The 14958-nt window shown below is 64.1% G+C and carries 10 protein-coding genes; 5 read left to right on the top strand and 5 right to left on the bottom strand.

Annotated elements, in window-relative coordinates; all coding sequences use genetic code 11:
• Nucleotides 1-53: 53 nt before the first annotated feature.
• Nucleotides 54-1586: a cysteine--tRNA ligase gene (gene cysS, locus AKJ09_RS19445; RefSeq protein ID WP_146648691.1), complete on the top strand. Its 1533-nt coding sequence runs from the start codon at nt 54-56 to the stop codon at nt 1584-1586.
• A 126-nt stretch (nt 1587-1712) separates the two neighbouring features.
• Here cysS and AKJ09_RS54905 read toward each other — a convergent pair whose 3' ends face one another.
• From AKJ09_RS54905 to AKJ09_RS19425, 4 genes are all read right to left on the bottom strand, one after another.
• Nucleotides 1713-2471 carry a cytochrome C gene (locus tag AKJ09_RS54905; protein ID WP_240488530.1) on the bottom strand — a complete coding sequence of 253 codons (759 nt, stop codon included), beginning with the start codon at nt 2469-2471 and terminating at the stop codon, nt 1713-1715.
• Between the two features lie 13 nt (nt 2472-2484).
• Nucleotides 2485-3618 carry a metallophosphoesterase family protein gene (locus tag AKJ09_RS19435; protein WP_275936635.1) on the bottom strand — a complete coding sequence of 378 codons (1134 nt, stop codon included), beginning with the start codon at nt 3616-3618 and terminating at the stop codon, nt 2485-2487.
• Nucleotides 3615-5018: a cytochrome-c peroxidase gene (locus AKJ09_RS19430; protein ID WP_240488529.1), complete on the bottom strand. Its 1404-nt coding sequence runs from the start codon at nt 5016-5018 to the stop codon at nt 3615-3617. Before AKJ09_RS19430 ends, AKJ09_RS19435 begins: the two co-directional genes overlap by 4 nt.
• 154 nt (nt 5019-5172) lie before the next feature.
• Nucleotides 5173-6099: a LysR family transcriptional regulator gene (locus tag AKJ09_RS19425; protein ID WP_146648690.1), complete on the bottom strand. Its 927-nt coding sequence runs from the start codon at nt 6097-6099 to the stop codon at nt 5173-5175.
• 142 nt (nt 6100-6241) lie between these two features.
• Here AKJ09_RS19425 and AKJ09_RS19420 point away from each other — a divergent pair, with 142 nt between their 5' ends.
• The 3 genes from AKJ09_RS19420 to AKJ09_RS19410 all read left to right on the top strand — a co-directional run bounded on the left by AKJ09_RS19420 (nt 6242) and on the right by AKJ09_RS19410 (nt 11158).
• Nucleotides 6242-7537 (top strand): HlyD family secretion protein, encoded by a 1296-nt coding sequence (locus tag AKJ09_RS19420; protein ID WP_240488528.1) that lies wholly within the window; start codon nt 6242-6244, stop codon nt 7535-7537.
• Between the two features lie 22 nt (nt 7538-7559).
• The gene (locus AKJ09_RS19415; protein ID WP_240488527.1) at nt 7560-9116 is read left to right on the top strand and encodes a DHA2 family efflux MFS transporter permease subunit; all 1557 of its coding nucleotides are present in this window, start codon (nt 7560-7562) and stop codon (nt 9114-9116) included.
• A gap of 101 nt (nt 9117-9217) precedes the next feature.
• Nucleotides 9218-11158, top strand: a complete 1941-nt coding sequence (locus AKJ09_RS19410; protein WP_146648689.1) for a two-component system sensor histidine kinase NtrB — start codon at nt 9218-9220, stop codon at nt 11156-11158.
• A gap of 187 nt (nt 11159-11345) precedes the next feature.
• Here AKJ09_RS19410 and dnaA read toward each other — a convergent pair whose 3' ends face one another.
• Nucleotides 11346-12920 (bottom strand): chromosomal replication initiator protein DnaA, encoded by a 1575-nt coding sequence (dnaA, locus tag AKJ09_RS19405; protein ID WP_240488526.1) that lies wholly within the window; start codon nt 12918-12920, stop codon nt 11346-11348.
• Between the two features lie 1061 nt (nt 12921-13981).
• On the opposite strand from dnaA, the gene AKJ09_RS19400 reads away from it, so the two are divergent.
• Complete coding sequence (locus tag AKJ09_RS19400; protein ID WP_146648688.1) at nt 13982-14956, top strand: PorV/PorQ family protein; 975 nt, start codon at nt 13982-13984, stop codon at nt 14954-14956.
• Nucleotides 14957-14958 lie beyond the last annotated feature (2 nt).

The raw sequence follows: 14958 nt of genomic DNA, 5'->3' as shown, positions 1-14958 counted from the left end.
CCCGCTTTTGTTAGCACGAAGGCGGGGCCGAAGGCGCTATACCGTGATGCACGATGCCGGTCCGCCTCTACAACACGCTCACCCAGAAGGTCGAGGACTTCGTTCCCCTCACACCGGGCGAGGTCAAGCTCTACGTCTGCGGCATCACCACGTACGACCTCGCACATGCCGGCCACGGCCGCGCATACACGACGTTCGACGTCCTGAACCGCCTCCTGCGGGCCCGCAGCTACAAGGTCACCTATTGCCGAAACGTCACGGACGTCGACGACAAGATCGTCAACCGTGCCCGTGAGCGTGGGGAGGAGCCCCTCGCCCTCTCGAAGCGCATGAGCGACCTGGCCGACCAGGACCTCGCCGCCATCGGTTGCATGAAGCCGGACGTCGAGCCGCGCGTGTCGACGAGCATCGACGACATCATCGAGCTCGTGCAGAAGCTGATCGACAAAGGCAACGCGTACGTCGCCGAAACGCCTTCCGGCAATGACGTCTACTACGCCGTCCGCAGCTTCCCGCCGTACGGCAAGCTCTCACGACGCAACATCGACGAGCTCCGCTCGGGCGCGAGCGAGCGCCTCGGCGACGGCGCCGTCGACGTGAAGCGCGATCCGCTCGACTTCGCGCTCTGGAAGTCGGCTGGCGACGACGCCTTCGGTTGGGACAGCCCGTGGGGCAAGGGTCGCCCGGGCTGGCACATCGAATGCTCGGCCATGGCCATGCGCCATCTCGGCGAGCACCTCGACATCCATTGCGGAGGCATGGATCTCGTCTTCCCGCACCACGAGAACGAGATCGCCCAGAGCGAGGCGGCCCACGGGCCCGAGTTCGCGAAGTACTGGATGCACAATGGCTTCCTCGAGATCGACAAGGAGAAGATGAGCAAGTCGCTCGGAAACTTCGTGACGATCAAGGACGTGCGCGATCGCAACGACCCCGAGGCGCTCCGCTACCTCTATCTCGGTACCCACTACCGAGGACCGCTCTCGTTCGACGTCGAGAAGCGCGACGACGGGCGGGTGGTGTTCCCCGGCGTCGACGAAGCCGAACGACGTATCGATTACTTGTACTCCACACGCGACGCACTTCAGGCTGCAGCCGGCGACGAGCAAGCGGGCGACTCGAACGTGCTCCAGGGCCAGGCGAAGATCGTCAACGAGGGCCCCGAGCGCGTGCTCTCCACGCTCGATCGCGATCTCAACACGCCGCAGGCGCTCTCGGTCCTCGCCGAGGTCGCCAAGGCGGCCAACGAGATCGTGATGCAGATCCCGAAGCTGAAGAAGGATCCGGCGAAGCACGCGGCAGCGCGCTCGCTCGCGGCGAAAGCCGTGCATGCTCTCCAGGCCACTTGCGAGCCGCTCGGACTGCTCCAGTCGACGAGCGAGGAGTACTGGTCGCGCACGCGTGCGCAGCGCTTGCGTATCCGCGGCCTCGAAGCAGCTGCGATCGACAAGAAGGTCACCGAGCGCGGTGAGGCACGTGCGGCCAAGGACTTCGCACGCGCCGACGCCCTTCGCAAAGAGCTCACGGAGCTCGGGATCGAAGTATTCGACGCCGCCGACGCGAGCACCTGGAAGATCGGGATCTGACCAGCGCGCGAACGTGACGGCGGTCGACAAGCCCCGCCAATCGCGTCGCTGAACGTGGATACGGCGATGAACGTGATTCGCGGAAAGGAGCCTGGCGTTCCTTCCCGCGAATCATTCATTTGGCAATCAGTGTTTGCCAAAATCGAGTTTGTATCCCTTGCGTTGGGCAAGGATGTACGACTCCATGGCCTTCATGCGGGGATCGTCGTCGGCGAGCGGCTTTCCGCGCGCAGGATTCTCGATACACCAATTGATCATGTCGCGGAGCAGCGCCACCTTGCCGAGCTGGACCTGGAACTTCGGATAAGTCTCGGGGTGCGTGTTCGCGGCATTCGGATGGCACATGTCGCACGACACGCCGATCGTTCCGCCGAACGCCTTCGGGTCATGGAAGATCTTGTCGCCGCTGTCGACGAACGCCTTGGTCGAAGCCGCCCAGATTTGTTCGTCACGCGTCGTGTATGCGCCGTACGTGTGGCCCCCTTGCACGCGAGGCTGCTGAGCACTTGCTCCCGCCGCAGGCATCAGCGCAGCGCCACCGCCTTGTGCCGAGTCCGCAGGTCGTGGCGCCGACGTGGGCGACGGCTGTTTGACGTTCTGAGCCACGAGCGTTTCCTTGTCCCAGTCGGCGCCCGCGCCGGGGTTCTTCTTCTTCCACTCGTTCATCAACTCGTCCGAGACGGACTGCGCGCGGTCGCGAGACAAGATCTGCCCGGGCTTGACGCCTCTGACCACGGCCGACGTTTCGCCATCGCAGAGCGCAACGACGAGATCGCCGTCGGGCGATGCGGGCACGACGTGCGCTGGCCGTGGGCCATCGGCGACGGCAACGCTGGCGAATCCTAGGACGAGCGCAACGGCGACCACTTTGCTGGGGATGCGCATGAGCGTTGCCTCCTCAATACGAACCGAGCTTGGTGGCGGGCGGCGCGTCCTTGGCGCCGTTCGAGGCGAGGTAGGTCGCCTTCACGGTGATCGGGTGCCGATCCCAGAGCGAGTAGATCTTGTCGACCATCCCCGAGGTTAGCACGTCGATCCGCCCGGTACCGCACCCGTCGAAGTTGTTGAAAGGGTCCGGCCGATTCATCTGCACCGTGAGCTTCGGCAACCCCGTGGGTGCGTACGGCCAAGGCCACGCCGTCGAGAGCATCCCGTGGAACGAGATGTTGCCGATTCGATTCGTGAGCAGCTGATGCGTGTGACCGTGGATGACGGACACGTTGTGGAACTTCGAGAGGATCTGCTGGATCTCGTCGGCGTCGTCCGTCCAGAAGTTCCAATTGTAGTAATACTTGTAGAGGGGCGAATGAGAGAACACGATGACCGGCGTCTTCGCGTCGATCTTCGCCAGGTCGTTCTTCAACCACTCGCGCCCTCTCGAGCCGACTTCGAATCGTGACTGGATGGAGTTGTCGAGCCCGGCCACCGTCTGCATGCGCTGCATCGGGGTCATCTTGCGCTCGGTCCAGAAGTCCTTCTCTTCGACGCTCATCAGCGTGACGAAGTGGACCCCTTTGTGGTCGAACGAGTACGTCGGCGCGCCGAAAAGGCCTTTCCAGGCCTCTCCCATGTCGAGGAACCAATCGTGTTCCCCGACCATCATCTTCACCGGTGCTTTGACGTTCTTCAGAATCTGCGCGCCGAGCTCGAGCTCCTCCTTCTGACCGAGTTGCGCGAGGTCTCCGCCGAAGATGACGAAGTCGGGCTGTGGGTTGAGCGCATTGACGTCGTCGACCGCCTTGATGATGGCGCGCACGAAGCGGTCGTTGAGCGCACGCTTGTAGAGATGCGTATCCGAGATGTACGCGAACGTGAACTTCGGCGCGTCAGCCGGCTGGTCGGCGGCGTGAGCGACCTCGACGAGCTGGAACGAGTGGGGAGTCACGAGGCCTTTCGAGGCTGCAACGCCAGCCGAGGCCGCGGCGAGCTTCATGAAGTCGCGTCGCGAGACGCCCTTCAGTGCGCGGAAGAACGCATCGCGCTCCTCCATGTACTTGGTCTCGACGCTCTTGACGCCTTTGATGGCCATCATCGACCTCCGTCCACGTAGACGCCGAACGCACCGATGTCGGCAGGGTTCTTCACCTTGAGGTCGGGGTCGGGAGCGATGTCGCCGAGGTCCCCCTTCTTGCCCATGGCCACGGCGGTGTCCCTCTGCGGGCGTGTTCCCTTGAGCGCGGTCTGCTTGGCCATCTCGGCCCTCCCGAGCGCCGCGAACTTCTCGCTCGTGAGGGTCGTCATGAACTTCACGAGATCGTCGATCTCCGCCTCGATGAGCCCGAGACGCTGCATGCCACCATCGAGGAAGGGGTTGGGAATGCCGCCCTTGTTGTAGTGATCCATGACGTCCCACAGCGTGGCGAGCGAGCCGTCGTGCATGTAGGGCGCGGTCACGGCGATGTTGCGCAGCGTGGGCGTCTTGAACCCGCCCACGTCGCTCACCTGTTTGGTGACGAGAAAGCGTCCGAGCTCGGAGAACTTGGTCTCGAGAGCGAGCTCGTCGATCTGCTTTTCGTTGCCGAGCTGGACGATCCCCATCGCTTCGCGCGCGAGCTCGGGGAAGTTCTGTTTGTGCGCGGCGATACCGATGTTGTGGAACTTCTGATCACTGAAGAGCGGTGAAATGGCGTTTCCGGCGTGGCAGGAGTTGCAGCGGCCCTTGCCGTTGAAGAGTGCCCAGCCTCGTCTGGCCGAAGCGTCGATGGCTTTCTCCTCGCCTTGAATGTAGCGATCGAACGGTGCGTCGCCCGAATAGAGCGTCCTCTCGAAGGCGGCAATCGCGCTCGCGAGGTCGTCGTAGTTCACTTCACGACCGAAGACCGTCTGGAACGCGTCGACGTACTCGGGAATCCCGCGGAGCTTGGCGACGACGTCCGCCGGCGACTTCTGCCCCATTTCGATCGGATTCAGAATGGGCAGTTTTGCCTGCTCTTCGAGTGTGGGCGCGCGGCCGTCCCAAAACTGGGTTTCGCCGAACATGGCATTCAGAATCGTGGGCGCGTTGCGTTGTCCCCGCTGCTTTCCGACGCCTTCGCTCGTCACCTTGTGATCGACGAATCCACGTTTCGGTTCGTGGCAGGTCGCGCACGAGACGGTGCCATCGACACTGAGACGCTTGTCATCGAAGAGCTTGTCGCCGAGCGCAACCTTGTCGGGCGTGGGAACGTTCGCGGGCGAGACCGAGAGGGCGTAGAGCGTCGGCGAAACGCCAATCGGCAGATCCTTCGGCACGTGCGCCATCGAGAACGAAGCCGCGGCGGCGTCCGAAACTTCCCCCGTCGACGACGGTGCGCCGCCTTGCGCCGCAGGCCCACCGCCCGACGGCACGTTCGACGGCTTCTCGTGCGCGCACGCGGCCGCGACGAGTACACCGAGCGAGACGCCCACCGCAGGTTTGATCCAAGGGCGCTTCGAGATGAATCGAAGGAGCATGCGAACCTCGCCAGGCAGATTGCAAACGATGATGCCTTCTCGATTCGAGCGCTATCGAGTAATTGGCAAACCTCCAAACGAAATCAAAATACGAACGATCGCGCCGCAGACAGCCGCGTCGAGCTGTCGCGCTGGTCGTTCGTCGGACCGTTCGTCAGTGACGTTGTGTCGCGACTCGTCCGAAGCGAGGAAGGTCACGAAGCACCTCCGCCGACGCTTCCACGAGCAAGTCGGCAAAGGCACGCGCACGTGCCGAGATGTGCCGGCTGCTCGCGAACACGATCTGGATCGTGTTCTCGCCCGCAGACCAATCCGGAAGGACACGCACAAGCCGTCCCTCGTGGATCGCGTCGTGGCACAAGAACGCCGGAAGCACGGAGATGCCGAGCCCACGAAGCGCCGCTCGATACACGAGCTCGACCGAGGATACGGCGTAGCGCGCAGAGACCGATACGTTCTCGGATTGCTCACCGCGTGTGAAGGTCCAACAGATCTTGCGCGACGTCCCGGGTACGAGGCACGCATGTTGGAGCAAGTCAGATGGCTTCGCCGGCTCGCCACGTGCGGCGACGTACGAGGGGCTCGCGACGGAGATGCGCTCGCCCATGCCGAGCTTGCGCACGATCATGCTCGGTTCGATCGGACCGACGACGTGAATCGCGAGGTCGAGGCCTTCCTCGATCAGATCGAAACCGCGGTCACCGAGGATGAGCTCGACCTCGACGTCCGGAAACTGCTCGAGGTACTGCGGAATGAACTCGGCGAGGAACGCCTGGGCGAACAATAGGGGCGAGCCCACCCGCAAGACCCCGCGAGGTGCTTTATGTGCGCTCGTGACCGCCGTCTCCGCATCCTCGAGGTCGGTCATCAGCTCGTCGACCCGGGCGAAATACTGGGCGCCCGCGTCCGTGAGGCGGAGCGAGCGGGTCGTCCGATCGAGGAGGCGAACCCCTAGCTGAGCTTCGAGGCGGGCGACGCGCTCGCTCACCGTGGACTTGGGAAGCCCGAGCGCGGTCGCAGCACGAGTGAAGCTCTTCTCGCGAGCAACCCGTACGAAAACGGCGACATCGTTGAGATCCATGGGGGCTCAGCGGGCCTGAAGTGCGGCCTGGAACTTCGGACGTTGCGACGACCGGACTGTTCGGTCAGCCGTACAGACTATTCGGGAATCCCGAACTGTCGAGGCGAGCTTTTCGATCATCGAATTGCGTAGAGGAATGGGGATGAGCACAGCAGTGATGGCCCGTACGGAGCGTGAAAAGAAGGGTTTGCCGCCGGCCGGGCCGAGCGACGAGCTCGAGGCCCGCACGGAGTCGGAGGAGTCCACCGAGGCGGCAACCGGACACAAGCCGAAGGGGAAGCCGCGTGCGCCGTTCGTGCTGGGCGGTCTCGTTCTCGCCGCAGCCACCGTCGGCGGCGGGTTCTGGCTCGCCGGCCGCGGAAAAGAGTCGACGGACGACGCCTTCGTCGAAGCGCACGTCGCCAACGTGGCTGCCCGCATTCCGGGCCAGGTCATGAAGGTCAACGTGAAGGACAACCAGCGCGTCCAAGTGGGTGACGTGCTCGTCGAGATCGACGACCGCGACGCGAAGGTGAAGCTCGACACCGTGCAGGCCGATCTGCTCTCTGCCAAGGCGAACCTCACCGCGATGGAGACGCAGCTCGCCCTGACGGAGAAGAACGTCACCGCGAACCTCCAGCAAGCCAAGGGTGGTGTAACCCAGGCTTCCGCGATGGCAGGTTCCTCGCGCGCCGGCATCGACCAGGCGAAGGCCGACGTCGAAGCGGCCGAGTCGCGCAAGGTACTCGCCGAGATCGAGTTCCACCGCTCGGAGAAGCTGCGCGCCGACGGCTCCGTGGCCCAGGCGGACCTCGACGCGAAGCAGGCCCTCTATGATCAAGCCGTAGCGGCCGTCACACAGGCGCGCGCGCGCCAGCAGAGTGCGGTCGTCGGCGTGACCAACGCCGCCGGTGGTATCGAGACCGCGCAGGGTCGACTCGTCGCCGCCCAGGCCGGACCGGAGCAGATCGAAGCGGCCCGTGCGAACGTGGCCGTCGCCCGTGCGCGCGTTGCCCAGGCCGACGCCGCCGTCGAGCAGGCGCAGCTCAATTTGTCGTACACGCAGGTGAAGGCGCAGGTCGCCGGCGTCGTGTCGCGCAGGACGGTCGAGGTGGGTCAAACCGTCGACCCGGCGCGCCCGCTCATGGCCATCACGGCGCTCGACGACGTCTGGGTCGTCGCGAACTTCAAGGAAGACCAGATCTCGGACATCCGCGACGGTCAGAAGGTGAAGCTCACGGTCGACGCGTTCGGCCGCAAGGAGCTCACCGGCCACGTCGACAGCCTCTCGGGCGGTTCGGGCGCGCGCTTCTCACTTCTTCCGCCGGACAACGCGTCGGGCAACTTCACCAAGGTCGTGCAGCGCATCCCGGTGCTCATCCACATCGACCAGAAGCCGGCGGAGCTGACGCTGCGCCCTGGCATGAGCACCTACGTGACCGTTCTCACCGGCCACTGAAATTCAGGTCGAGGAGGGCGCTGTGGCCGAAAAAGTCGAGCAGGGTGGAGGACTGGTCTCCGGCAACAAGGCCGGGATCACGTTCGTCGTCATGGTCGCGGCGCTCATGGCGCTCGTCGACATCACCATCGTCAACGTTGCGCTGAACGACATTCGCGCCAGCTTCGGCACGCCCGTCGATCAGATCGGCTGGGTCTCGACGGGCTACATGATGGCGAACATCGTCGTCATCCCGATGACCGGCTGGTTCCAGCGGCGCTTCGGCTTCCGACGCTACTTCGCCGCGTCGATCTTCATCTTCACGGTCGCGAGCGCACTCTGCGGTCTGTCTTGGAATCTGACGTCGCTCGTCATGTTCCGAGCGCTCCAAGGCCTCGGCGGCGGCGCCATCATTCCGACCGCGCAGACCATCCTCTTCGCGCGATATCCGAAAGAGCAGCACGGCATGGCCGGTGGTCTCTTCGGTCTCGGCGCCGTCACCGGGCCTCTGCTCGGCCCGACCGTCGGCGGCTACCTCATCGACTGGTCGACGTGGCACTGGTGCTTCCTCGTCAACGTGCCGCTCGGCGTCCTCGCCGTGGTCCTGGCGCTGCGCTTCATCGAGGAGCCCGGATTCAAGCCCTCCAAGGCGCCCATCGACGCTTTCGGCATCTCGCTGCTCGCCGTCGGAATGGCGTGCCTGCAATACGTCCTCGAAGAGGGCAATCGCGAGAGCTGGTTCGAGAGCACGCACATCACGGTGCTCTTCGCGATCGCGATCACGGCGCTCGTCACGTTCATCGTCCACGAGCTCGAGACGCCGCACCCGGTCGTCGATCTGCGCGTGTTCCTGAATCGCACCTACGCGGCGGGAACGGGAATCAACCTACTGATGGGCCTCGCGCTCTTCTCGGGCAACTTCCTCTTCGCCCTCTATTGCGGCTCGGTCCTGCACTACGCGGCGCTCGACATCGGCCGCGTATTCCTCCTCTCGGGCGCCTCGCAGATCATCCTCATGCCGCTCGTCGGGAAGTTCGGCGGCAAGGTCGACCAGCGCGCGCTCCTGTTGATCGGCATCGCGGGCGTCGCCACGAGCCTTTGGATGAACGCTCACCTCACGGATCAGGCGGGCGAAGGCGACCTCGTCCAGTCGATGTTCGTGCGCTCGGTCTCGCTCGCGTTCGTCTTCATTCCGATCAGCGTGATCGCCCTCTCGGACATCTCGGCCGAAAAGCGCGGCAACGCGACAGGTCTCTTCAATCTCACGCGCGAGCTCGGCGGCTCGATCGGCACGGCGTGGATGGGCTCGCTCATCGACCGTGGCTCCAAGATCCACGGCAGCTACCTGGCCGAGTCGGTGAATCCCTACAATCCGATCGTCCAGGAGACCATCGGCTCCATTCGCGGATCGCTCGGCACGATGACCTCGAGCAGTGAGCTCGTTCCCGAGAGCGTGCTTGCGGTCAAAGTGAAGATTCAGGCGATGGTCCTGTCCTTCCAAGACGGATTCAAGTCTGCGACTGCCGTGTTCCTCGGTTGTCTGGTTCTGCTCTTGTTTCTCAAGAAGGCCAAGGGCGGTCCCGTCGCTGGCGCGCACTGACGGGCCGTAAACGAGCTCTGCTCGAGGTCGATCCGCTCGAGCAGCTCGGCACATCGGGGGTTCTCGGCGCGCGATTCGCGACGTGAACTACATTGGTCCCCGTGAACGATGTGACCGACGATCCGCTCGGAGGAGATGCACTCCTTCGAGCGATGTTCGATGGCTCGGCTCTGGGGATCGCGTTCGTCGGCCAGACGGGGCACGTCATCCGTGCGAATCCGGCGCTCTCGCGCTTGCTCGGCTATTCGCAAGAAGAGCTCACGAGACTGCGCTTCGCCGAATACACGCACCCCGACGATCGCGAACGGGACCTCGAGCTCTTTCGCGAAATGGTCGCCGGCGGCCTGCGCGAGTACCGCATCGAGAAGCGCTTCATCCGAAAAGACGGCGGCACCGTCTGGGCACGCCTCACGGTTTCACGCGTGACGACGAAGGCAGGCGACGTCCTCGTCGCCATGGTCGAGGACGTCACCGAGGCTCGAACGAATCGAGAGCAGTCGAGCAAGCTGTTCTCGGCGCTCGGCGAACGCCTCAAGGAGCTAAGGGCCCTGCATCGATGGGCGAACGTACTCAGCCGCACGCAGCAACCGCTCGCCGAGTTGCTCCCGCAACTCGTCCTGCTCCTTCCACCGGCGTTCCGCGATCCGAGCCGCGCCGGTGCGCGCATCGTGTTCGACGGCACCGTGTATACGACGCCAGGTTTCGTGGACAGCCCGCTAAGCCTGGACGTGAAGTTCACCACGCCAAACGGCAAGCGCGTCGCCCTCGAAGTCTCGTATTCGTCGATGCCTCACGGTGAAGAAGGGACGGAGGCCTTCCTTCCGGAGGAGAAGATCCTCCTCGGCTCCGCGAGCGACATGCTCTCCGTCGAGCTCGATCGGCGCTCCGCCGAAGACGACCTTCGAAAGAGCCAAGAGCGACTGAGGCTCGCTCTGACGGCGGCCGAAATGGGCGTCTGGGAGTGGGACGTCGCTAGCGATCGCGTCGCCTGGTCCGAACAGCTCGCTCACTTCGTTGGCCACGAGACCGAGCTGAGCGGCCACTTCGGCGACTACGCCCATCTCGTTCATCCCGACGAACGCGAGTGGCTCTACAACTCGCTACGCGAGTTCGTCGACGGACCGAACGACTCCCTCGAAATCGAGTTTCGACTTGCACGTCCCGACGGTGGCTATCGGCGCGTGAGTGCCTCGGCGCTCCGCTACTGGAGTCGAGGCAAGGTCATTCGCGTGATTGCCGCTCTCTCGGACGTCACCCATCGGCGAATGCTCGAAGCCCAGCTGCGCCAGACTCAAAAGATGGAGGCCCTCGGCCTCCTCGCCGGCGGCGTCGCGCACGACTTCAACAACTACCTGAGCGTCATCGTCGCGTCGGCCGCTCTGCTCGCGGAGCAGCTGCCCGCCGACGATCCAAGACGCGAGCTCGCGGTCGAGATCGAAGGCGCGGCCGCCAAGAGCGCAACGCTCACGCGTCAGTTGCTCGCGTTCAGTCGCAAGTCACCCTTCCAGCCGTCGGCCATCGACGTGCCCCACCTCATCGAGAAGCTGCATCCTCTCCTCCAACGTCTTGCCGGCGACTCGATCAAGGTGCTGACCGACGTCGAAGACACGAGCGGTCGCGTATGGGCCGACGCTCCGCAGCTCGAGCAAGTGCTGGTCAACCTCGTCGTCAACGCGCGTGACGCCATGCCTCGTGGTGGCGACGTGCGCATTGGCGTGCACGCCGTGACGCTCGACGAACGTGACACGGCCAAGAACCCCGACGCCCGGCCGGGCTCCTACGTGTGCATCGCGGTGGTCGACAACGGCCGGGGGATTCCGCCCGAGCTCGTTCCGCACATCTTCGAGCCGTTCTTCACGACGAAAGAGGCGGAGAAGGGCACGGGCCTCGGCCTCGCCGTGGTCTTCGGCGCGGTCCAACAGGCGCAAGGGCACATCGTGGTCGACAGCGACGTCGGCCACGGCACCACCTTCGCGATCTATCTGCCGCGGATCATGACCGATCACGCGGCACTCGCCAGCGCCCCGGAAAAAACCGGCTAGAGCGCCGAACAGTTTGCGGACCGAGTATTTTCGCCGAGTTCCGAGCAGCGCAAGGCGCTCCGACGATAACTGCTCCTGCCAATTTGAGGAGGAGCAACGCAGCGCTGCGAAGGAAATCGGCGAAAAGACGACGGGAGCAAACGGTTCGGTGCTCGAGAGCGCTCGAACGCTCAAGCTCGATCGCGCGTCAGTCGTTCGTGCCGAGCTTGCGCTCGAGCGCCTCGAGATGAGCGCGCACTTCCGGATCGCTCGCGCGCAGGTGTTCGACCTTGCGAACGGCGCTCATGACCGTGGTGTGGTCACGGTTGCCGAAGGCGCGACCGAGCTCGGGGAAGCTGCACTTCAGGCGCTGCTTGCACAGGTACATCGCCACGTGACGCGCGAAGGCGATGCTCTTGTGGCGATCCTTCGAGAGAAGGTCGTTCGTGCGGAGCTTGAAGTGGTGGCAAACGACGCGCTGAATGTCGTCGACGCCTGCTTCGCTCGCGCGCGGACCGGCCGTGGCGGCGAGCTCCTGGCGCGCGAAGTCGAGATCGATCTGGCGACCGAGAAGCGACGATTTCGCCGCGAGGCGAATGAGCGTGCCTTCGAGCTCGCGGACGTTCGAGCGGATCGTCTGCGCGAGGTAGAGAACGACCTCGCCTTCGAGCTCGATCTGCTCCATCTGCGCCTTCTTGCGAAGGATGGCGACGCGCGTCTCGAGCTCGGGGCCCTGGATGTCGGCCACGAGACCCCACGAGAAGCGCGAGACGAGGCGCTCCTCCATGCGTTCGAGCTGCTGGGGGTACTTGTCGCTCGTGACGATGATCTGCTTGTCGCCCTGGTGAAGCGCGTTGAACGCGTGGAAGAACTCTTCCTGCGTCTGCGTCTTCGAAGCGAGGAACTGGATGTCGTCGACGAGGAGGAGATCGCAGCGGTCGCGGTAGCGGCTGCGGAACTCGTTCATCCGTCCTTCCTGGAGGGACTGGACGAACTCGTTCACGAACTTCTCTGCCGACACGTAGAGGATGCGCGAGCTCGGACGCTCTTCACGGACGCGATGCGCGACGGCGTGAACGAGGTGGGTCTTGCCGAGTCCGGTGCCGCCACAGAGGAAGAGCGGGTTGTGACGAGGACCGCCACCACCGGCGGCCGCAATCGCCGCCGCGTGCGCGAGCTGATTCGACGGACCAACGACAAAATTGCCGAAGGTGTATTTCGGGTTCAGGCCCTCGAGCGGCGGCGGCGTCACCGGCTTCTCGAGCTTCTCGGGCCGGCTCTCCATGCGAGGAGGCGGACGACGCGAAGCGGGGCTTTGGAATTCCTCCCCCTCGTGCGACTCGTCACCCACGCCATAAGCGCGCGCGTAGTTCGCGGCCGCGTCGAGGCGCGTGTCATCGCGCATGTCCGAGCCGTTGCTGCCGTTGCTGCCGTTGTACGTAGCCGGGCCTTGGGAGAAACGACGGCTGTCGGGCACGAGCGCGCGCGGGCGCACCGGCGAAACCGGAACGCCGAACGCCACAGGGCGCTCGAGATGTCCACCGACGCTCCACGCCACCTGCACGCTCCAGCCCGTCTGGCTGCGCAGGTAGTCGACCAACGTCGGAAGAAAATGCTGGTCAACCCACTCGCGCACGAACTCGTCGCGCGCTCGCAAGCTGACGATGCCGTCGGTCATCCCATCAAACTGAACGCCCGAAAACCACTGCTCGAAGCTTGCCGGTGATTTGGCTCGCGTGAAGGCAACGGCTTCGTTCCAGAGCGTGTCGTGCTGCATCTCCATCCGTTCCAGCGAAGACGACCAGACTGAACCCACAAGTTGTCCACAACCTGTGGAGAGTCCGCGAGCAGACCCATGGCATCTCGGGAAATAGGGCCCGGCTCTTACCGAACTCCATCCCAATGCCACTCAGCCAACCCCCGCTATGAGGGCTGGTGGCCAGTACTCAGGACAAAAATTCCCCCGCCGACATCCCGACGAATAGGCCGGGAACCCCCGCCCTCCCGACAGGAGCGACAATCAACGCGTTTACCCGAACAAAAGCCCGTCGTAACTGTTGCTACTAAGGACGGTCGATCGTGGATGAGGGCTCCGTTTCAATGAGATCGTAAACCGCGACTCGAGTTCCGGACAAGATCAGGACCAAGATTCCAAGATGATTCGAAATCAGGGGCCAAACTGACGGGCCAAGAAGACGCAGAGGGATACAACCTCACGGACGCGAAGTTACCGAAGTCGAAGCGCTCATCGCCGACCACCCGTCGTGACGGGAACGATGGAGGTAGCACCCTCGAATCGCCGCCGTCATGTCCATTGTTTCGAATGTAGGTAACCCAATGGAATACATCGCCTTTATTCCTTGTAAACCGCCTGTGAAATGCGTGATGTGCGCATGCAGGTTCGCAGACGGTCGGTAAGTCCTTGTCGTGCCTTCGTAATCGGAGCGCTACAGCGCGGTCACTCTCCACCGGAGCTCAGATCGCTGGGCTTTTGGGTGTCAAGAGTCGACGAAGTGCCGCAATTTCCCATGCCGCAGCGGCCGTCTTGCCGCGCGCGTCCTTGGTCTTCTCTCGCTCGACTCGCTGCGCTCGTCTCGCTCGTGCGTGCTCTGTGGCGAACCAGGGGCGCCTCCGAAAACTGTCCGCACCTCTGAGAACTGTCCGCGCCTCCGAGAACTATCCGCAGCGCGGCCGTGCGCTGTGGAACGACGCTCCCCTCCGAACTGTGAAAGAAGAGGGGCGCCTCCGAAAGTTGTCCTCGGGGCGGCGAGGTTGTTAGGGTCGGCCGCCGTGCAGGTCGTGCAGGCAATCCGCCCTAAATTGTCCCGTCTTCGCGGTCGATCGATGGCGACCGCGATCGCGATCGGCATCGGGTCGCTGACACACTCTGTCGCGGGCGTCGCGCACGCCGATCCTTCGTCGACTTCGATCGATCAAGGCTACGACCTGGGTGAGATACCTCAGCCTCGTGCGATCGCCATGGCAGGCGCGCAAGAAGCCTGGGGCGGATCCACCATCGCCGTCTTCAAGAACCCGGCGAACCTTCCTCTCTATCGCGTCTATCACCTCGAGGGACTCGCAGCTTGGGGTCCCGAGGCTCGACGGCAGACCTACGGCGGCGCTGTCGTCGACTCGAGTACGAGCCGATTGGCCGGTGGCTTCGGTGGAACGTGGTCCCAGATGGACCCCGACGGCATCAAGCGCAGCTGGGCCGATCTTCGACTCGCCATTGCGTATCCGCTCGGTGACCGTTTGAGCATCGGTGTCACCGGACGTTACCTGCGCGCCACACAACGCGTCGCTTCCGGACCTCTCGGGGCGAGCCTCGCGTCGGACGGCACGAGCGGCGATCCGATGGTGAACGAGTTCACCTTCGATGCTGGGGCGGCCGTATCGATTACCGAAGGTCTCCGCCTCGGCGTGCGAGGTCTGAACCTCACCGCTCCGTCGAGCACGCTCGCCCCCCTCGCCTTGGCCGGCGGCATTGGTTACTCGAACCAGACGTTCACCATCGAGGCCGACACGCTCATCGACTTCAAGACCAACGAGTCGACGCGCCCTCGCGCCATGGTCGGTGCAGAGTTCCTCGCCGCCGATCACTTCCCGCTCCGCGCAGGGTACCGGTACGACGACGGAACGAAGACGAACGCCGTGAGTCTCGGCGTGGGCTACATCGAGCGGAAGTTCAGCGTCGAGTTCGGCGGTCGTCGCGACGTCTCGGGCGACCACCCGGCGACGCTCCTCTCGATCGGCCTGCGTTTCTTCATCGACGCAGGCGCGGGCTCGGGCGGGCAAGACTCGCAGCCCGACTCGTTCTGAGA

The sequence above is a fragment of the Labilithrix luteola genome (genome assembly GCF_001263205.1).
GTDB classification, from domain to species: domain Bacteria; phylum Myxococcota_A; class Polyangia; order Polyangiales; family Polyangiaceae; genus Labilithrix; species Labilithrix luteola.
This window is presented reverse-complemented; position numbering and strand designations above follow the sequence as displayed.